Consider the following 16,282-nt stretch of genomic DNA (forward strand, 5'->3'; position numbering starts at 1 on the left):
CGGTGGGCCCTGCCGGGATCGAACCGACGACATCCACGGTGGAGTCCCCACGGTTGGCACCCATCGTAGACCTCTTCGGCGAACGGGCTGCGTCCTGATGTACATGGCGTCGACGTGCACTCATTGCGGCGCGGAGTTCTACCGCGAGCCCGCCCAGTCGCTCAGCGGCTTCATGCGGCAGCTCTACTGCCGCGAACCCGAGTGCGTGTCGGACCGCCGCCGAACACAGCGCCAGGCGCGGCAACTGCGTACACCGTAGCCGCCGCCGGCATGCGTGAACGACGCGCTCAGCGAATCGCCGTGATTCCTGGGCGCGTCGGTCGTCGCGAGCCGATTTCGCGCCTCCATACGGTCAGATCACAGGCTCAGAGGGGGCCTCACCACACGAGGGAGTGACCATGCACGACAAGGACCGCAACGCGCTCGACCTGTTCATCGACTACCAGCGCGCCCAGAACCTCGCCGCCACCACGATCCGCAACCGCCGGAGCATCCTAACGACCTTCGCCCGGAGAACGGGCGGGCTCGTCGACACCGACGTGTTCACGCTCCGCCGGTACATCGGCCGCGACGACGACGTGAGCCCCGGCACTCGCCGAACCGAGCGCGGCGCGCTGATCGCGTTCTACACCTTCCTGCACGACGAGGGCCTCCGCGCCGACAACCCCACGACGAAGCTGCCCGTCGTCCGCGTGCCCAAGGGACTCCCCCGGCCGTTCACGCCCGAACAGATTGACGCGATGCTCAACTCCGGCGCCTACGCCAAGACGCGCGCGATGATCCTGCTCGGGTACTACCAGGGCTTCCGGGTGTCGTCCATCGCGCGCGTCCGCGGCGAGGACATCGACCTCGCCGCGCGCACGATCAGCACGACCGTGAAGGGCGGCAAGGTGCGCCTGCTCCCGCTGCATGACGTGATCGCCGAGCTCTCGAAGTCGATGCCACCCCACGGGTACTGGTTCCCCGCCCGCGATGGCTCCGCCGGGCACGTCCGCCCGTCGTCGGTCACCGACCTCATCACGAAGGCGAAGCTCCGCGCCGGCATCCTCGACCCTAGGCTCACCCCGCACTCACTCCGCCACGCGTTCGGCACCGACCTCGTAGAGCAGGGCGTCGACATCCGGGTGGTGCAGGAGCTGCTCGTGCACGAGCACCTCTCGACCACGCAGATCTACACGCAGGTGAGCGACCGCCGCAAGCAGGACGGCATCCGCACGCTCGCGCCGCGCGAGGTGCCCGCTCGATCCGGGAGGGCTGCCGCTAAGATCGCGGCATGAGGCGAGTCTCCGCGATCCTGGTCACTGCTGGCACGCTGCTCGTTGCCGCGGGGTGTGCACCGACGGCGAGCCCCGACGACGCCGCGTGGTCCGAGTGCATCGCCTTCTACGACGAGCACGAGCCCGAAGGGATCGTGGACGCGGAGAGCGGCGACACGTTCGACAGCGAGCGCATCTGTCACAACATGATCGGCCACCGCGGTCAGGACGAGTTCACGGCATTCTGGAACGATCCTGACCGGGTGGCCGAGTATGCGCGCGGGTTCTAGAGGTCGCGGCGGAGCTTGTCGCTAACGTCGATCGGGCCGGTATCGACCTCGACGAGTGCCTGCGGCGCGTGCTCGGCCAGCTTCGCTTTCAGCGCGGAGATCTCGTCATCCTTGCGCGAGAGCGTGCCGTTCGTGTTCGTCTTGATCGTCTCGATCTCCTTGTTCTGCTGAGCCTGCATCGCTGCCAGCCCACCGAACCCGCCGAGCAGGGCGAGGAGCTGGAACAGGAAGTTGACGAGAGTGGCGGTCGCGTCGGGCCGAATGAGGAGCATGACGAACACGCCAACCGTCCCGACGCCAGCGATGCACGCGATGATGATGAAGATGAGCTGCTTGTTCATTGAGTGGTGTCCTTACTTGATGGGCATGGTGTCGGACCACGCCTTGAACTCCTCAAGGGGCACCGTGGGTGCGCTCGCGAGGAAGTTGGGCGAGACGAACCGGGCGAACAGCACCCCGGCGTTGCTGCGCATGATCGCGTAGCAGCCGCCGCGGTGGGAGCCGGCCTTTCCCTGGATGTTGATGTAGGTGGCGGTCATTTCGTCCTCCTCGGACTCGATGGGGTTGGGGCTGGGGGTAGGGGTGGCGGAGCCGCCGGCGGCGTGGCCGGCACCGACGACGCGGTCGGGGTCGAAGAACCGCCAGTACCCTTCCGTCGTGGCGTGGCCAGATACCTCGCTGTGAAGGTGAGGGCCGGTGGAGTTACCGGAGTTGCCGACGTAACCGAGCTGCGTGCCCTCGACTCCGCGCGAGCCCTTCCGGGGGCAACCGTCGTGCGAATCCATGTGGTGGTAGCCCACCAGCGGGCCGCCGTCGTAGCGCACCCAGATGTAGAACCCGCCTCGGGAGTTGTGCCCGAGAGACTCGACGGTGAACGGCCCGGATGCGCGAATCACTGCGCCGCGGCGCTGCGGATAGTCGACGCCGGAGTGACCCGCGTAGGTGGTCGGGTTGCTGAACGGGACGGGGAGTTTAGGCACGGCCGGCCTCCAGGGCTGCGAGCCGGTCCTCGAAGGTGTCGAGCTGGTCGAGGGCGTCTTGGAGCGCGCCAATCGCCACGAGCGCGAGACGCTCGTAGTGCACGCTGAGCGCGTCGCCGTTCTCGTCGAACACGACGAACTCGGACAGGCCAGCGTCGATCAGCTCCTCCGCGATCACGCCGACATCGACGGGCGCCTCCTCCCAGCCTTCGCCGAACACGTCCGCGCGGAGCCGGTAGGAGACGACGCGGATAGCGCGGAGCTGCTCGCGCGTGTACGTCCGATCCTTGATTTCTTTCTTGAACCGGCGCGCCGACGGGCTGATGCCGACGCGGCCGTCGCCGTTGCGGTACATGGCGACGTACGACGATGTCACCGCGGTGAGCGCCGGCATGTAGAGCGGACCCTGGTCGATGGTGCCGCCCCATCGGGCGATGTAGTTGACGAAGAGACTGTTCACCGTGCCGAGCGGTACCGCGTGGTTCGCGGCCGTCGGGGCGGCGCAGATGAGTCGGCCGGCGGCGTCGTACCGGGGCACCTTGTTAAACACGCTGCCGGTGCCGTCGAACACTTCCGCCTTCGGGAGCGCGCCGAGATTGATGAGTGCCTGCACGGCGGTGTTGGCACCGGTTCCTCCGGCGGCGATCGACCGGATGCCAGCGGCGAACTGCGCGACGTAGTCGCGACTCTTGTTGATCTCGTCCCATCCGTCGCGGCGGTCCTCGTTGCCGTCGAGGATGTCCATGCCGGCGGCGAACGCGGCGTCTCCGTTTGCCATTAGATGGCCTCCTCTGTCCAGGACTCTCCGACCGGAGAGTCGAGCCAAGAATCGCCCGCGGGGATAAGCACCCAGGCGGACGGGGGCGTGTCGGTGGTCCGTGAAGTGGTGGTGACGGTGTTCGCGCCGATGTCGAACTCGACGCGGTCGGCCGTGCCGATCTGGATGGGCGTGCCGTCCAGCAGCGCGGAGAACGTCTGTTCGGCGTGCTCGGTCCAGTCGGCTTGCTTGGTCGCGGTGACGGTGCGCCCGCGGCCCTGCGCGCGCGTGACGGCGTATTGAGCGCGACCGGGGCCGGGGTAGGGCGCGCGAATCTCGCGGCGGATGATCTTGGTGGCACCGGGGATCGCGTACGTGTCGTACATGGTCTGTTCGATGCCGTCGTCGTCGGTCCACGTGTACGCGAGCACGATGCCGTCGAACCAGTCCTCGGCGGAGCGCGAGAGCTGCTCGCTCGCCTGCGTGATGTTCACCCGCTCGCGGAAGGTCTGTGTGCCGGTCTCCCGGTAGCTGGCGTCGCGGAGCGTCCACCGCCGCCGCTCGTCGCACACGAGCCGGAACCCGGACGCCTGCACGAGTGGCGCGAGGAACTGGAGCCCGGAGACGCCGGCGCGCCAGGTGAGCGCCGCAGGCGGGCGCTCGACGGTCGGCGTGCGGGTGGACGTGGAGTTGTGCGCGGCGGCCTGGAACTCGTACTCATAGCGCGCCGTGTCGGGGGTCGCGCCGTCGAAGTACTCGACGAGCTCGTCGCCCTCGTAGAGCATCGACATGGTCGCGTAGTGGAGGTTGCCGGCGGCGTTGGCGAGGGTGCTGACGTAGGGCACGGCCTCCTCTGCACCGGGCGGGCACTTCGCGATGACGGCGACCTGTCGGAATGCGGTCACGTCGGAGTTGACGAGCGCGCCGAGCGCGGTCGAGGATGCGACCGAGCCGCCCGCGCTCCACCACTGGATCGCGGCGCGCGCCTGGCGGGCGGTGCCGGAGCAGATGTACGCGAAGAACACGTACCACTTGCCCGGCGTCACCCGGTACCGCGAGGTCACCGGGACGACGTTCGACTCACCGGCGGACGCCGTCCAGCGATACGCGGTGTTGCCGACAGGCGGAAGCGGGGTGTTCATCACCACCCGGCCACCGGACGATGCGCCAGAGCCTGTCTGCCAGCCGACGGCGTCGAGGGCAAGCCTCGGGTTCGTGATCTGATTCACGACCTGCCAGTACGCGGTCACGTCCGCGTCGGTCGGGCCCGGCTGCAATGCGGCGCCGATCTTGCCGAGCACGTAGTTGACCACGCCGCGGAGCGACGCCTGGTGCGCCCGCGGGCCCTTGTCGTCGGCGAGCTGCGCATAGTCGTCGAGCACGGCCTCGTCGGATGCGAGCTGGAGCGTCACGGTCGCGGACTCGCGGGTTGGCGTCGCCTCGCGGATGCCGAGGTCGAACGAGCGTGGCGAGCCGTCAGGCACCTGCTCCCAGCCCGTCTGCGTGCGGGTTTCCATGACTGATGCGGACGCGTTCGCTGCGCCAAGCCAGCGGGTGCGACTCAGGACGCCGGAGGGATCGGTACCGCCGTCGAAGGGCTCCCCTACTGCCGTCACACCGGTCTCCACGACGGCACCCGTGACGTATGCGCGAACGGTGGTCGACGACGAACCGCTGACTCGGTTGACGAAGAACGACGAGTACGCGCCCGCCGCGATGATGGCGGTGGCTCGGATGAACATCCATGCGTTCGCCGGGAGGTCAACGCCGTACGCACGGTAGCCGGGTTCGGTGACGAGAACCCATGCGCCGATCGCGCGGGCGGGAGTGCCTGTATTGGCGAGCGAGTCGAGGTTGTAGAGCGTCACGAGCGCCGAGTTCGTCCCGGTCGAGCGCTGTTCGACCGCCGTTGCGATACCCAGCGGGTGCGCGATAGGAGGTGTCACGCCGCGAATCGACGGGTTCGTCGTCACCTGGTTGCTGAGCCACCCGGTGGTGTTCGTCGCGCGCGGGTTCAGTGCCCGGTTACGACGCTGCTCGACCCACGGCGTGTACACGGGCTCGAGGTGCGATTCCGGATACACGTCGAGCACCAGCCGACGCGCGTCCCTCGGGTCGAGGTCGTCGAGGAGGATTGGGTCGGGCACGGAGAGCACCACGCTGCCCGTGAGGTGAGGAGCGCGCGCGGAGTCAAGCGCGATGCGGCCGGCGTCCTCGCGCACGGCGACGGGAACGTCGGGGAGGCCGAGCACTCGGGCGGCGTAGTACGGCTGCGCGAGGGTCATGCCGTCACCTCAACGAATGGAACGTTCACGATCCACACGACGCGCGTGTCGGGGTCGAGAGAGACAGTCAGGTCTCCTTCCGCCACCACGAACGACATGCCCACGGAGGGGACGGCGGCGTCGGTGAGGAGGAGCACCTGCGGCACGCTGAACACGCCGAAGGCGGCGACAGCCTCCGTCTCTGTGGGGAAGACGCACTTGAGCGAGCCCCGCCGCGGTCCAGCGGCGCGGAGCGTCACGTCGGGGTTCGACTGGTTCAAGATGTCGTGAATGACGGTGCGCGCCTCGCGGGTCGCGGTGTACCCCTCGATCACGCGGGGAGTGATGGAGCCAGCGGCGTGTGTGATCGTCGAGGCCATGTCAGTCCCATCCCGTCCCGCCGCTGTCGACGGTGAGCCGACCGCGGACACGAATCTCTCGCCCGTTGTTGCGCGTCACGAACCCGTCGAGCTGCCGCTGTGCTTCATCGACCGCGGCGCGTGCTCGGAGCACCACCTGCTTGCCGTTCACGCTCGCGATGACACCGTCTGCGTCGCCCTGGAACTTGGCGAGGTTCTGCGTGGCCTGCCCGGTCTCGGCGTCGATGACGACCTGCACCTGACCGTGTTCCGTCTGGATCGTGATGAGCTTGTTGCCGAGCGCGTCGACCTCCTCCTGAGCGGCCCCGGCGTCCTCGACCATGCGGAGCAGCATCTCGGACTGGTAGCTAGTGCCGACCTGGAGCTTGTCGTTGAACTCCTGCGTGGTGTCCGTGATCTCACGCCACCGGTCACGAATCTCGGCCACGTCACCCTTGAGGGTCTTGCGGTTGGTCGTGCCGGTCGCCTCGTAGGAACTGGCGTCGGCGAGCAGCGCGTTGATCTGCTCCTGAATGACACGCTGCGCCTCCAGGTCGCCGTTGGCTCCGGCGATGATGTCGGAGAGGTCGATACCCAGCGTGTTGGCGTCCTGCACTGCCTTCTTGTACTCGTCTGCCCGATCCGGGTTGAAGATCAGGTCGAGCCCTTCGGCGATGATCTGCTGCGTGTCGATGAACGCACGCCCGTCCTCAGCCGCCCCGCGGTACGCGGCCGAGATCCGGCGGCGCATCTCGTCGGCGGCTTCCTGCTGCTTCTGCAGTTCGGCGGTCACCAGGCCGAGGCCGACCGCGCCGGCGCCCAGTGCGGCGGCGCCGAGGAGACCGGTCGGTCCCGTGCCGGCGAGCGTGGCGGCGAGCCCGCCGAGAGTGTCCTGCCCGACTTGGCCGAGGTCACCGAGGTTGTCACGGATGCTGGAGACGGCCTCACCGAAGTTCTGCCCGATCTCCTGCGTGACCTCCTTGGCGCCGTCTGAGAGCTTGCCGAACCCCTTGCCGCCTACGTCTCCCACGTCGTCGGCCGCGCGCTCAGCCTGCCGCTGCACGTCCTTGAGTGAGTCCTCCAGCTTCCGGCCGGCACGGTCGCCCTCGCGCCCGGTCTCGGTGAACTCGTCACCGATTTCCTCCACAGCACGCTCCGCCTGCTTGGCGGAGAGACCCATCGAGCGCAGGGCGTCCTTGATGTCGTCGTCGGACTTGCCCGCCTTCCGGGAGGCGTCCACGAGCTTCGAGGCGAATGAGTCGACCTTGCCGCCTGCGCGCCCGCTCTCGTCGGCCACGTCACCGACTGCGTCCTGGAGGTCGGAGAGGGCTTTCTCGCCGTCCTTGGCGCCCTTAGCGATACCCGAGGCGTTGAGGACGCCGTCGATCTCGAACCGGTTGCTGCCAGCCATGTCAGCGGGTGCCCTTCTCGATGGTCTCGTGGACGGTGCGGATGGTGGTCTGAATCCACAGGGAGGCGATTCTCGGGATGAGGTCGCTTGCGGTCGGCCACACGACGCGGCCCTTCTTGGTGAAGTGCCAGAACTGCCGTTGTGCGCGGCGGCGAACGGGGAACGTGCGCCCGCGGCGTCGGCCGGTGTACTCGGTGAACTCCTCGCGGAACGCGCCGAACTCGGTTTCGCGCGGGAACTTGCCGTTGGCGCCGCCGATGAGCTTGACGTTGCGGTCGGAGACGTAGGCGGTCGAGGGGCTCACGAGGCGGTCATGGAACATGCGCTCGCCCGGTGCGCGCTCGGCAAGGCCCTTGCGCCACTCGGGGACGATGACCGCCTTCGAGCGCGCCCGTACCTCCTTCGCGACCTCGGTGGGGATGGTCGCGAGCACCTGGATGAGCGCGGTCAGCTCGCGGCTGCGGCGAACGTCCAGGCGCATCGCGACCACCCCTTACGCGGCGGGGACCGGGCGCGGCTTGCCGTTGACGCCCATCGTGACCGAGGATGTGGCGACGGCGTTGACCTGCCCGCCGATCGATCCGGGGACGATCACCACGTCGATCTCCCATCCGAGGCCGCCCTTGACGGGCTCGAACAGCATCGTGACCTCCTCGCCCTGGTGGTCGAACAGGAACCGCGACAGAGAGTCCGGCGTCTCCCAGTCCTGCGCGTAGTCGAGCTGCGCGCCCCACGTCGTCGCGGCCGGGAAGTTGAACACGGCGGCCGGCGTCAGCCCCGCCCAGTTCACGGAGCCGGTCGTCGGCGTGATCGTGACGCCGGACACGTGCTTCTCGTAGTCGGCCGTGGCGACGCGGAGGAGGCAGTCCCGGAGGACGATGGGCTTGACTTCGATCTGAGGCATGATGCGTTACTCCTCGGTTGCGGGTGCCGTGGTGGCGGGGTTGGTGGTAGCGACTTGGATGGACAGGCGCCACCCGAAGTACGTGTCGGCGAACACGGCCTTGCGGGCGGTAATGCTGTAGAACGTGCGCGCGCTGAGCGCGGCCTCGTAGAGCGCGGCGACGTGCTCGTCGGCGGCGTCCTCGCCCTTGCGCTCGTCGGTGAGGTTGGTGACGATGCAGAGGTCCGCCGTCACCTTGATCGACGAGAGCGGAGCCTCGGGGAGCGGTTCGAACGCGGTGTACTCGATCCACAGGAGCGGCTTGGAGAGCGCCCCCAGCGTGGGGATGCCGGCGTCGATCTTCCAGTCGTCGGGGAGGTTGGGGGCGACCTGTGCGGCGATGTACTCGCGGACGGTCTCAGTAGACATCGGGCTTCCCATCCGTGGGGCGGATGATGCCGCGGATGGTCTTGTCGAGCGGCCGGGGCGTGAACGTGAACTGCTCCACGCCCTGCTGCCCCTGAGAGTTGACCGACCCGGCTTTCCACAGGTTCTGCGCCTGCCGAAGCTGAGCGAACACGTAGTTGAACGGCGGGTCGGCGCGGTCGGCGCCAACGAGCGCGAGCACCGCTGCGAGGTGCTCGGAGGCGCCAAACCGGGCGAGCGTCTCCTCAAGGGCGGCGCCGAGGGTGGCGGACTCGGGAGCGTAGGCCAGCACCTGGATTCGCGCGGTCTCCAGCAGGAAGCCGCACGTCTCCTCGTCCTCGATCGGTGCGTCCTCCCACGCGCTGAGGAGGCGCTCCTGATCCGTGGTGCTGTACCAGGCGGTCATGGCCTACGCTCCCGCCCTGCTCAGCCGGCGCTCTTGGCGGTGCCGCGGGCGACGAGCGACTCCGGGCGGACGACGAACGTCTCCAGGTAGCCGATGACCGCCTTGTCGATACCGCCGCGGGCGATGTCGAGCGCTTCGAGGTTGATGGGCGTCTCTCCCTGCTCGCGGAACTCGATGGCGTTGTGCGCGCCCGCGGCGACCGCGGGCTGCGTGTTGTCGAAGCCGGCGGCGTCGAACTTCTCGTCGGGCGCCCGCTTGACGGTGACACCGTCGCCGGAGCCGGTGCCGTCACCGCGGACGGCGAACGTGACGTACTCGGGGACGAGGTCCTTGGGCGTGAAGCGGAGCTGCCGCCACGCGGCGCTGTTGACGAGCACGAACGCGGCGTCGTCGTCGGCGTCGGTCACGTCGTCGATGGCGTCGATGACGAGCCCCATCGCCTCCGGGTACTCCGTGGGGTAGTCCGTGGCGGGGGCGACGATGCGCGACCCGTCCGCGGTGATCGCGCCCGTGGTGGGGTTGACCGTGCCGGACGCTGCACCGAGGATGTCGCTGAGCGCGTCGAGGTCGGTGATCTTGGCGTAGGAGTCGACCACGCCCTGAATGAACGCGGCGACGACTTCCTGCCCGCCGTCGAGGTCCCAGAACTCGCGGGCGAAGTCCGCTGCCCAGCCGTACGCACGGCGGGTGGCGGAGATCACGGAGGTGCTGCCCGTGCCCGAGGCGATCTCGGTCTTGTTCCCCGCCCACGGCTTGACGAGGCCGGTGCCCTGGTCGAGCTTCCAGCCCTTCCGGCCGGACACGTTGATGCCGTAGGCGTGGACGACGAGGTCCATGAATCGGCGGGCGTAGGTGCGGCCCTGCCAGACCTTGCCGACCCAGGCGGGCTGGATGACGCCGCTCGTGGCGGTGGTGAGTCCGCCGGTGGCGTTGACCTTGATGTCGGACAGCGCGGCGAGCAGGGTCTCGGCCTCGTGCTTGTCCGGGGCGCCGTTCTTCACGGCGGCGATGGACGCGAAAATCGTGCCGAGCTCGTAGGCCTTGGTGATCTGCTCGACGGACTGGCCGGGGGCGGTGGCGAGCAGGGTGCTCGGAACGGCGGGTGCCGTGGCCTGGCCCGGCTCGGTTGCGGTTGCGGTCACGGTGGACCCTCCTTCTGTGTTGACCTCGGCCGGGACGGCTTCGGGGGTGTAGTTCGCCTGCTCACCCTCGGGGGTGGAGACGGTGATGTCTGCGGGGAGCGACGTGGAGAGGACGGAGAGGTGCCCGTTCTCGTCCGGGCCGAGGGTGCCGTCGAGGTCGATGGGCGTGTCTTCGGCGGCGAGGAGCGTCGCACCCTCGAACGCGGGGCGCTCGACCTGGGCGCCGGCAAAGAGCACGGCGCCGGGGAGCGCCTTGTTGTCGTGAATGCGGACCTTCGCGACCTCGGCGGAGAGGTGCTTCCTCTTGCCGCTCTTGCCGTCCTCGAACGCCTGGCGGCCCTCCGGGGTGTTGCGGTACTTGAACGTCGCCATGACGCCGTCCGGTTGCTCCCACACCCTGGTGAATCCGCCGACGACCTCCTCACGCTTGTGCTCGATGTTCAGCGACATGCCAGTGAGATCGGCGGGGAGTGCGATGTCTCCGGCGCTGAACGTGAACGTGCCGAGGTTGGAGCGGGCGGGGACGCCGAACGGGATAAGCAGGCCGGTCGCGGTCATGTCCTGCTCGGAGAACTCAAGCGTGCCGGCGTCGATGATGACGGCGCTCTCCATGTCAGCGGTAGTGATGGGGATCTGGACGGTCATGGTCAGGCCTCACTCGCGGGGTTGGTGGTCGGGGCGGGGATCGCGACGACGTGCGCCCGGTCGCCGCGGATGGTGTGGCCCTTGGGGCTCACGTCGTCGAGGGAGAGCCGCGCCTCGAACGCGTTGACGAACCGCTTCGCGAGGCCGAACTCCCACAGGTCGGAGCGGGACGCCCCACCCTCGCCGACGCCCTGATAGCGCATCTCGGTTCCGCCACCGCTGCCGCCCTGGCGCACGCCTTCGATCAAGCTCGCGGGGCTGCTGGTGTGGTTGGCGATGTCGAGGCGGACGGCGTTGCGACCCGACTCGAACAGGTTCGTTTCCACGTCGCCGGGGAAGTCGACGGGGAACTCCGAGACCTTGAGCGCGACGGCGCCGCCCTTGGCCTTGCGCGCGGCCGCCCACTGTTCCTTGTACTCCTTGCGCTCCTCCGGTCCCCACGACTCCCACACGTCGCGCGGGATGCCGAGGACCGTGAGCGGGATCGGGTTCTCCAGGCGGTCCATGTACGCCGATTCGATGAGGCGCGCCTCCCGGATCGTGTCGATGCCATCGACGAGCAAGCCGTTCGCGCCGTAGCCCAGCGGGATCGCGACGACGTGACGGCGGAACGCTGCCGGGACGATGCTGTCGTCCACCTGAATCTGACCGCCCTCGACCGACCACGCCCCAAACGGGATGTGCAGCGCGTCGGTCGCGACGTGCGGGTCGTCGTTGAAGCCGAGCGCGGCCCACCCGTTGAAGAACAGGTCGGAGCCGATGCCGAACTTCCGGTGGTACGGGGACACGCCACTCTCGGGCGCGTTCACCAGCCACTCAGGCTGCGTCTTCAGCGGGTCGCCGTTCTGGTCGATCATCTTGAAGACGGTCTCGGCGAACATGGTGACGTGGACGCCATGCGCGCGCTGAACGCCGGGGACTCGGAGGGCGATGTCGCGGGTGATCGGCACGACGCCCTGCTGCATCTCCGACGCGATGAGCTGGTCGACGGTGATCTGCAGGAGAGCGTCGGACGGCTGCCACGGCGACGCCACGGCGATGGGCACCGCCGGGGCGGGGTACGCGGCCGCGATCTGCTTCTTGAAGATTCCCACGCTCAGAGCGTGAGGGGCACCTTACACATTCCCCGCGGTATCGGCGTGTCGCCGTCTATACATCTGGGCCGCGTTGCGCGCGCGATAGTCGCCGGGGTGCGCTCGCTTCTCGTGCGCGCCGGCTGTCCCGTGGGCTTCCTGCATGTCGAACCGGAAGGCATTCCAGTCGCACGCACGGCACCGAACGATGACGCCACTCGGGTTCTTCTCCAGGACGATCATGCTTGGACGGGTCACGGTCACTCCTCGAATACGTCGGTGGGCTTCATGGCGGTGGGCACTTCGTCGAGGAAGTGCAGCGCCAGGGCGGCGGCCTCCAGCGGCGACACGTCGGCCTCGGGATCGGCATCGGGCGGACCGAATCGGAACGTGCCGTAGTTACCGAACTTCTGCCGCTTGGCGATGCGGAGCGCGGCTTCGAGCTTGTCGTGATGGAAGATCACGAGGTCGTCGTCCGTCAGCGCCTTGATGAAACCGGCGGTCGACCTCGGGATGTCGCCGGGTTTGGTCGGCTTCATCACGGGGCGGGGGTTCGCTTTCGCGAGGTGCTTCGTTGCAACGGTCTCGGTGTACCCGTAGGCGTCGTAGTAGAGCGTGGTCGGTGAACGCCGGAGCCGGAGCAGCACCTCGCGCTCAACGCCCGTGTGTCCCTCCTGCCAGTGCCACAGAGCGACCGCGCGCTTCCGCTTCGGCACCGTCTCCCCCGCCTGTTCCAGCGCCTCGGTCACGAGGTCACCGGGCTCGTCGTACTCCCACGCCACGGCCAGCGACGACGCCGTGCCGAGGTGGTGCACCTTGAGCGCCGCGGCGAAGCGCTCCGGCGCGACCTCGGGGAACGCGAGCTTGCGCAGTGCGCGGTCGACGAGCGCGGGCGCGAGCGCGACATCCGCGGCGCCCTCGGTGCCGAACTGGCCGCCGTACTCGATGAGGAAGTCGTCGAGCGGGAACTTGTCGAACGATCGCTTCGGGGCGTCGGCGAGCGTGGTGAATCCGAGGCCGGGGTGTGTCTTCTCGATCCACTCCCGCATACGCCCACCGGTCGCGCCGGTTTTCGGGTGCGGGATATCTGGCTCCCACGACTGGAGCTCTGCACGGTTGACGGTCTCCGGGATGCCGTGCCACATGACGGCGGCATCCTCGTCGTGTAGGTTGTCCCAGAGCAGCTGACCGGTGCGCCACTTCTGACCGGTGCCGGCGAGCACGAACTGTGCGCCCGGTTTCGTGTCCATCGTCGGGATCACGGCGCGGTTCACGTCCTCGCCCTGGTCGACGTCGGCCTCACCGGCCTCGTCGCCGAAGGCCATGTCGAAGCCGCCCGACCGGAACATGTCACCGTTGGGGGTTCCGACGAGGAGCAGCGATCCGGTGTCGCGGAAGAACAGCTGCTCGCCGCCCTTCGAGAGGCCGATCGCGACCGGGCTCGTGCGACGGTCCGGCCACAGCTTGTCGAGGTGCTTCACGATGTCCTCGCGGAACCGCTGCCCCGCCTTGAAGCCGGTGGTGAACATCGTCCACCCGATCGTGTAGTCCTCCCGCGACCAGCACCGCCCGAGCATCACCGCCTGGACCGCGGTCGTCTTCGTCGAACGGCGCGGCTCGAAGATCACGTTCATGAAGTTCCCCGCGGCGAGGAGGTCCGCGACCATGAGCTGCATCGGCGACGGCCCCTTCCCGCCGTCGCCCGCGCGCTCCCGGTGGTCGAGGCGCAGGAGGTGCGCGCCCTGGATGAACTCGCCGCGCGAGCGCTCCGTCGTCGCGAGCGCGTCGAGACGGATCGGCGCGAGGTGCTCGATCTTCGACCGCCACTCCAGCCAGTTCGCCTCCGACCACAGGTCGGCCAGCGTCGGCGGCGCGCTCACTCGTGCTCGCTCTCAGCGCGGCGCTCAGCGTCGAGCCGGGCGTAGGCGCGCTCGGCCTCGCGACCGTACATCTGCCGTCCGCACTCACGGCACACCCGAATCCAGATGTCGTTCCAGCCGTCGCCGACGAACGCAAATCCGCGGCGAGGGTGGATGCCGAATAGGCAGAGGATGCGCAGAACGGTCATGATTTTCTCCAGTTCAGGGGGGGATTTTGCTCTTGGAGCCGAAGGCGGGGGTTGCACCGGCCCTCAAAAAAAGACGCGGTCACCAAGGTGCGAGGCCTTCACGAGATGCACGACGAGCGGTCGGGAGTCGCGGTGCTCGAGCCGCTCGCCCGTTGGTGATCGCGGCGCCGCGGCGTCCACCCTCAGAGCGGTTGCATCCCACGCATTCGGCCGCGAGGTTGGCTCGCCCGTTGCCGCCGCTCGGGTCGAGGTGGCCGGCATCGAACGGTCGGCCCGGGATGAGGAGCTTGCCGCACCGCCAGCAGTGCACGTCCTCGCCGTGTCGCCATGCCGATCGCACCTGAGACCGGAGCACCCGGGCATTGGCCAGGAACTCGGGGTCGCGGTGCTTGCCGCTCACGGCTCTTCCTCGACGGGTCGGACTTCCTCGGCGATGCGGACGCCGCACCGCTCGCACCGCGTGATGCCGACGACTACCATGCGCCCGCCGCGGTGCTCGACGATGCGGACGAGCATCGGGGTGTGGATGCCGAACAGGCACGCGAGGCCGGTCATGCTCGGACGCCGATCTCGGCGAGGAGCTGAGCACCGATCCACTCTGCGTACGCCGGCGGGATCGCCTGCGCGAGCTCGTCGCGCTTCATGCCGCCCTCACAGCAGAAGAGGTCGTCCAGGAGCCTAGGCATCGTCGCCTCCTGCAGGCCGGTCGGGGCGGGTGCGTGCGCGCTCCCCACAAGCGGCCCCAGCCGCTCCCGCCCCGGTCTTGTGCGCGTGGTGGCGTTCGGTGAGCCACCACGCGAGGTAGAGGATCGCGGCGAGCGGGATGCCGACCGCGGGGTCGATGTAGTCGGGAGTGTTCATGCGAACAGGCCTCCGCGCTTCACTCGGCGAGTGACGCGGGCCGTGAGGGCGTGACGCTGCTCTTGGGTGCCGGCCAGTGTCGTGGCTCCTGCATCGGCGAAGGCCTCGGCCCGCTGGAAGTCCGCTGCTCCGGAGAGCACGCCACGTCCGATCTCGGCGAGGAGACGGGAGTTGCGTTCCAGCTCTCGGCGCGCTGTGGGCCTCCAGCGTTTCGCTTCCTCGGCGAACGACTCGGAGAGTTCGAACAGGTCGTTGCTGAGAGCGACGCGGTCGGTGATGGTGATGGTGCCGGTGTGGATTCTCATGCTGCTCCCTGCACTCGGGCTGCGGAGCATCCTCGCTCGCAGTGTCGGTCATCGATCAGCACGTGACCGCACGACCCGACACCAGCTCTGTAGGTACTTACGAGAGATGAGTTAGACGGTTCTATTACGGTTCTATGTGCGACAACAGTTGTCGGGTCGTTGGTCCTGATCTCGTCGGGTCGCGACAGATTTGTCGGGCCGTGCGACCCGACAACAGTTGTCGGGTCGTGAGAGGCCGACGCACCGACAGCAGTTGTCGGGCCGTTGGCGAAGAGCGGAGCCTCGGAGTATTCGCGACCGAACTCGAAATTGAGGTCGAACACGACGGGCTTGCGGTCGTTGCGCAGGTGCTCTGTGAGGCGCTGGTCGCCGTGCTTGATGAGCCCGCGCACCCGCAGGTCGCGGAAGGCTCGCTCGACGGTCCTGAGCGAGCACCCGAGTTCGTTCGCGAGTTCGGACTTCTTCCGCCACACGTTGCGTCCGTCGCTGTGGGCGTGATTCGCGAGGAGCAGCAGCACGCGGAAGGCGGTCGGCGGAACGACGTCGAGCGGGAGCTTGGAGACCCAGATGAAGGCTTCGAGGCTCATGACTCAGCCCACGGCTCGCGGGCGAGGATCGCCTCGATGTCCGCGCCGGCGAACAGCATCGCTCCGCGCTTGCCGGGGAGTCGCTTGACGGGTGAGAGCTTCCCTGATGCCACCCATCGAGTGATCGTCTTGACTGACACGCCGAGCGTTTCTGCTGCCTCCGCCGTCGTGGCGAATGTCGCTTCGTTTGTCATTGTCAAAGCTTCCCACACACCTTTGTCAATGTCAAAGCACGGCACACTTGCGTGTTGCCTATCTCATGTCCTATCGTTTGACACATGAGCATCGCCAGTATCGAAGAGCGTCGCCGACGTCCCCAGTTCGGTCTTCAGCACCGCATGGCCCTCGCACGCGAGGTCGCCGGCATCGGGCAGGCCAAAATGGCGCAGGACCTCGGCGTGTCCCGACAGACGGTGAGCAACTATGAGCGTGGCTTCACCGCACCACGGCGGGCCGTGCTGCTGGCCTGGGCTATGGCCACTGGCGTCGATGTCGAGTGGCTGGAGTCGGGTGACGCCCCGCGGAATCCGGTGGGCCCTGCCGGGATCGAACCGACGACATCCACGGTG

General features: G+C 68.2%; 23 protein-coding genes. 3 read left to right on the forward strand and 20 right to left on the reverse strand.

Going from position 1 to position 16,282, the window contains the following annotated elements; translation table 11 throughout:
- Window positions 1–398: 398 nt before the first annotated feature.
- On the forward strand, window positions 399–1,277 hold the full coding sequence (locus KZC56_RS17465; RefSeq protein WP_247639157.1) for a tyrosine-type recombinase/integrase: 879 nt from the start codon (window positions 399–401) through the stop codon (window positions 1,275–1,277).
- A complete protein-coding gene (locus KZC56_RS17470) occupies window positions 1,274–1,546 on the forward strand; it encodes a hypothetical protein (RefSeq protein WP_247639158.1) in 273 nt (90 codons plus the stop codon). Before KZC56_RS17465 ends, KZC56_RS17470 begins: the two co-directional genes overlap by 4 nt.
- On the opposite strand, the gene KZC56_RS17475 is transcribed toward KZC56_RS17470, so the two are convergent.
- From KZC56_RS17475 to KZC56_RS17565, 20 genes are all read right to left on the reverse strand, one after another.
- Window positions 1,543–1,887, reverse strand: coding sequence for a hypothetical protein (locus KZC56_RS17475; RefSeq protein WP_247639159.1), 345 nt, complete (start codon window positions 1,885–1,887; stop codon window positions 1,543–1,545). The genes KZC56_RS17470 and KZC56_RS17475 overlap by 4 nt on opposite strands.
- A 12-nt stretch (window positions 1,888–1,899) precedes the next feature.
- Window positions 1,900–2,526 (reverse strand): M23 family metallopeptidase, encoded by a 627-nt coding sequence (locus KZC56_RS17480; protein WP_247639160.1) that lies wholly within the window; start codon window positions 2,524–2,526, stop codon window positions 1,900–1,902.
- The gene (locus KZC56_RS17485) at window positions 2,519–3,304 is read right to left on the reverse strand and encodes a tail fiber domain-containing protein (protein WP_247639161.1); all 786 of its coding nucleotides are present in this window, start codon (window positions 3,302–3,304) and stop codon (window positions 2,519–2,521) included. The genes KZC56_RS17480 and KZC56_RS17485 overlap by 8 nt, the downstream gene beginning before the upstream one ends.
- On the reverse strand, window positions 3,304–5,568 hold the full coding sequence (locus tag KZC56_RS17490) for a hypothetical protein (protein WP_247639162.1): 2,265 nt from the start codon (window positions 5,566–5,568) through the stop codon (window positions 3,304–3,306). The genes KZC56_RS17485 and KZC56_RS17490 overlap by 1 nt, the downstream gene beginning before the upstream one ends.
- Window positions 5,565–5,927 (reverse strand): hypothetical protein, encoded by a 363-nt coding sequence (locus KZC56_RS17495; RefSeq protein ID WP_247639163.1) that lies wholly within the window; start codon window positions 5,925–5,927, stop codon window positions 5,565–5,567. The genes KZC56_RS17490 and KZC56_RS17495 overlap by 4 nt, the downstream gene beginning before the upstream one ends.
- 1 nt (window position 5,928) lies before the next feature.
- Window positions 5,929–7,317 (reverse strand): hypothetical protein, encoded by a 1,389-nt coding sequence (locus KZC56_RS17500; RefSeq protein WP_247639164.1) that lies wholly within the window; start codon window positions 7,315–7,317, stop codon window positions 5,929–5,931.
- A 1-nt stretch (window position 7,318) separates the two neighbouring features.
- Entirely contained in the window at window positions 7,319–7,798 is a 480-nt protein-coding gene (locus tag KZC56_RS17505; protein WP_247639165.1) for a hypothetical protein, read from the reverse strand.
- A 12-nt stretch (window positions 7,799–7,810) separates the two neighbouring features.
- A complete protein-coding gene (locus KZC56_RS17510; RefSeq protein ID WP_247639166.1) occupies window positions 7,811–8,221 on the reverse strand; it encodes a hypothetical protein in 411 nt (136 codons plus the stop codon).
- A 6-nt stretch (window positions 8,222–8,227) separates the two neighbouring features.
- The gene (locus KZC56_RS17515) at window positions 8,228–8,629 is read right to left on the reverse strand and encodes a hypothetical protein (RefSeq protein WP_247639167.1); all 402 of its coding nucleotides are present in this window, start codon (window positions 8,627–8,629) and stop codon (window positions 8,228–8,230) included.
- The gene (locus tag KZC56_RS17520) at window positions 8,619–9,032 is read right to left on the reverse strand and encodes a hypothetical protein (protein WP_247639168.1); all 414 of its coding nucleotides are present in this window, start codon (window positions 9,030–9,032) and stop codon (window positions 8,619–8,621) included. Before KZC56_RS17520 ends, KZC56_RS17515 begins: the two co-directional genes overlap by 11 nt.
- A gap of 20 nt (window positions 9,033–9,052) precedes the next feature.
- A complete protein-coding gene (locus tag KZC56_RS17525) occupies window positions 9,053–10,819 on the reverse strand; it encodes a hypothetical protein (RefSeq protein ID WP_247639169.1) in 1,767 nt (588 codons plus the stop codon).
- Window positions 10,820–10,821: 2 nt separating this feature from the next.
- Window positions 10,822–11,913, reverse strand: a complete 1,092-nt coding sequence (locus tag KZC56_RS17530; RefSeq protein WP_247639170.1) for a hypothetical protein — start codon at window positions 11,911–11,913, stop codon at window positions 10,822–10,824.
- Window positions 11,914–12,152: 239 nt separating this feature from the next.
- Window positions 12,153–13,772 carry a hypothetical protein gene (locus tag KZC56_RS17535; protein WP_247639171.1) on the reverse strand — a complete coding sequence of 540 codons (1,620 nt, stop codon included), beginning with the start codon at window positions 13,770–13,772 and terminating at the stop codon, window positions 12,153–12,155.
- The gene (locus tag KZC56_RS17540; protein ID WP_247639172.1) at window positions 13,769–13,960 is read right to left on the reverse strand and encodes a hypothetical protein; all 192 of its coding nucleotides are present in this window, start codon (window positions 13,958–13,960) and stop codon (window positions 13,769–13,771) included. Before KZC56_RS17540 ends, KZC56_RS17535 begins: the two co-directional genes overlap by 4 nt.
- 396 nt (window positions 13,961–14,356) lie before the next feature.
- Window positions 14,357–14,515 carry a hypothetical protein gene (locus KZC56_RS17545; protein WP_247639173.1) on the reverse strand — a complete coding sequence of 53 codons (159 nt, stop codon included), beginning with the start codon at window positions 14,513–14,515 and terminating at the stop codon, window positions 14,357–14,359.
- The gene (locus KZC56_RS17750) at window positions 14,512–14,646 is read right to left on the reverse strand and encodes a hypothetical protein (RefSeq protein WP_281733626.1); all 135 of its coding nucleotides are present in this window, start codon (window positions 14,644–14,646) and stop codon (window positions 14,512–14,514) included. The genes KZC56_RS17545 and KZC56_RS17750 overlap by 4 nt, the downstream gene beginning before the upstream one ends.
- Window positions 14,639–14,821 carry a hypothetical protein gene (locus KZC56_RS17550; protein WP_247639174.1) on the reverse strand — a complete coding sequence of 61 codons (183 nt, stop codon included), beginning with the start codon at window positions 14,819–14,821 and terminating at the stop codon, window positions 14,639–14,641. The genes KZC56_RS17750 and KZC56_RS17550 overlap by 8 nt, the downstream gene beginning before the upstream one ends.
- Window positions 14,818–15,126 carry a hypothetical protein gene (locus KZC56_RS17555; protein ID WP_247639175.1) on the reverse strand — a complete coding sequence of 103 codons (309 nt, stop codon included), beginning with the start codon at window positions 15,124–15,126 and terminating at the stop codon, window positions 14,818–14,820. Before KZC56_RS17555 ends, KZC56_RS17550 begins: the two co-directional genes overlap by 4 nt.
- Window positions 15,123–15,713: a helix-turn-helix domain-containing protein gene (locus tag KZC56_RS17560; protein WP_247639176.1), complete on the reverse strand. Its 591-nt coding sequence runs from the start codon at window positions 15,711–15,713 to the stop codon at window positions 15,123–15,125. The genes KZC56_RS17555 and KZC56_RS17560 overlap by 4 nt, the downstream gene beginning before the upstream one ends.
- On the reverse strand, window positions 15,710–15,907 hold the full coding sequence (locus KZC56_RS17565) for a helix-turn-helix domain-containing protein (protein ID WP_247639177.1): 198 nt from the start codon (window positions 15,905–15,907) through the stop codon (window positions 15,710–15,712). The genes KZC56_RS17560 and KZC56_RS17565 overlap by 4 nt, the downstream gene beginning before the upstream one ends.
- Before the next feature lie 84 nt (window positions 15,908–15,991).
- Between KZC56_RS17565 and KZC56_RS17570 the strand changes: the two genes are divergently transcribed.
- On the forward strand, window positions 15,992–16,282 hold a 291-nt coding region (locus KZC56_RS17570), incomplete at its 3' end, for a helix-turn-helix domain-containing protein (protein WP_247639178.1).

It is taken from the genome of Microbacterium sufflavum, from assembly GCF_023091155.1.
Classification (GTDB): domain Bacteria; phylum Actinomycetota; class Actinomycetes; order Actinomycetales; family Microbacteriaceae; genus Microbacterium; species Microbacterium sufflavum.

Bases quoted from the DNA above. Each gene is read 5' to 3' on its own strand.
- KZC56_RS17465 (WP_247639157.1), top strand. From the start codon at position 399: ATGCACGACAAGGACCGCAACGCGCTCGACCTGTTCATCGACTACCAG.
- KZC56_RS17470 (WP_247639158.1), top strand. From the start codon at position 1,274: ATGAGGCGAGTCTCCGCGATCCTGGTCACTGCTGGCACGCTGCTCGTT.
- KZC56_RS17475 (WP_247639159.1), bottom strand. From the start codon at position 1,887: ATGAACAAGCAGCTCATCTTCATCATCATCGCGTGCATCGCTGGCGTC.
- KZC56_RS17485 (WP_247639161.1), bottom strand. From the start codon at position 3,304: ATGGCAAACGGAGACGCCGCGTTCGCCGCCGGCATGGACATCCTCGAC.
- KZC56_RS17490 (WP_247639162.1), bottom strand. From the start codon at position 5,568: ATGACCCTCGCGCAGCCGTACTACGCCGCCCGAGTGCTCGGCCTCCCC.
- KZC56_RS17495 (WP_247639163.1), bottom strand. From the start codon at position 5,927: ATGGCCTCGACGATCACACACGCCGCTGGCTCCATCACTCCCCGCGTG.
- KZC56_RS17500 (WP_247639164.1), bottom strand. From the start codon at position 7,317: ATGGCTGGCAGCAACCGGTTCGAGATCGACGGCGTCCTCAACGCCTCG.
- KZC56_RS17505 (WP_247639165.1), bottom strand. From the start codon at position 7,798: ATGCGCCTGGACGTTCGCCGCAGCCGCGAGCTGACCGCGCTCATCCAG.
- KZC56_RS17510 (WP_247639166.1), bottom strand. From the start codon at position 8,221: ATGCCTCAGATCGAAGTCAAGCCCATCGTCCTCCGGGACTGCCTCCTC.
- KZC56_RS17515 (WP_247639167.1), bottom strand. From the start codon at position 8,629: ATGTCTACTGAGACCGTCCGCGAGTACATCGCCGCACAGGTCGCCCCC.
- KZC56_RS17520 (WP_247639168.1), bottom strand. From the start codon at position 9,032: ATGACCGCCTGGTACAGCACCACGGATCAGGAGCGCCTCCTCAGCGCG.
- KZC56_RS17525 (WP_247639169.1), bottom strand. From the start codon at position 10,819: ATGACCGTCCAGATCCCCATCACTACCGCTGACATGGAGAGCGCCGTC.
- KZC56_RS17540 (WP_247639172.1), bottom strand. From the start codon at position 13,960: ATGACCGTTCTGCGCATCCTCTGCCTATTCGGCATCCACCCTCGCCGC.
- KZC56_RS17545 (WP_247639173.1), bottom strand. From the start codon at position 14,515: ATGACCGGCCTCGCGTGCCTGTTCGGCATCCACACCCCGATGCTCGTC.
- KZC56_RS17750 (WP_281733626.1), bottom strand. From the start codon at position 14,646: ATGCCTAGGCTCCTGGACGACCTCTTCTGCTGTGAGGGCGGCATGAAG.
- KZC56_RS17550 (WP_247639174.1), bottom strand. From the start codon at position 14,821: ATGAACACTCCCGACTACATCGACCCCGCGGTCGGCATCCCGCTCGCC.
- KZC56_RS17555 (WP_247639175.1), bottom strand. From the start codon at position 15,126: ATGAGAATCCACACCGGCACCATCACCATCACCGACCGCGTCGCTCTC.
- KZC56_RS17560 (WP_247639176.1), bottom strand. From the start codon at position 15,713: ATGAGCCTCGAAGCCTTCATCTGGGTCTCCAAGCTCCCGCTCGACGTC.
- KZC56_RS17565 (WP_247639177.1), bottom strand. From the start codon at position 15,907: ATGACAAACGAAGCGACATTCGCCACGACGGCGGAGGCAGCAGAAACG.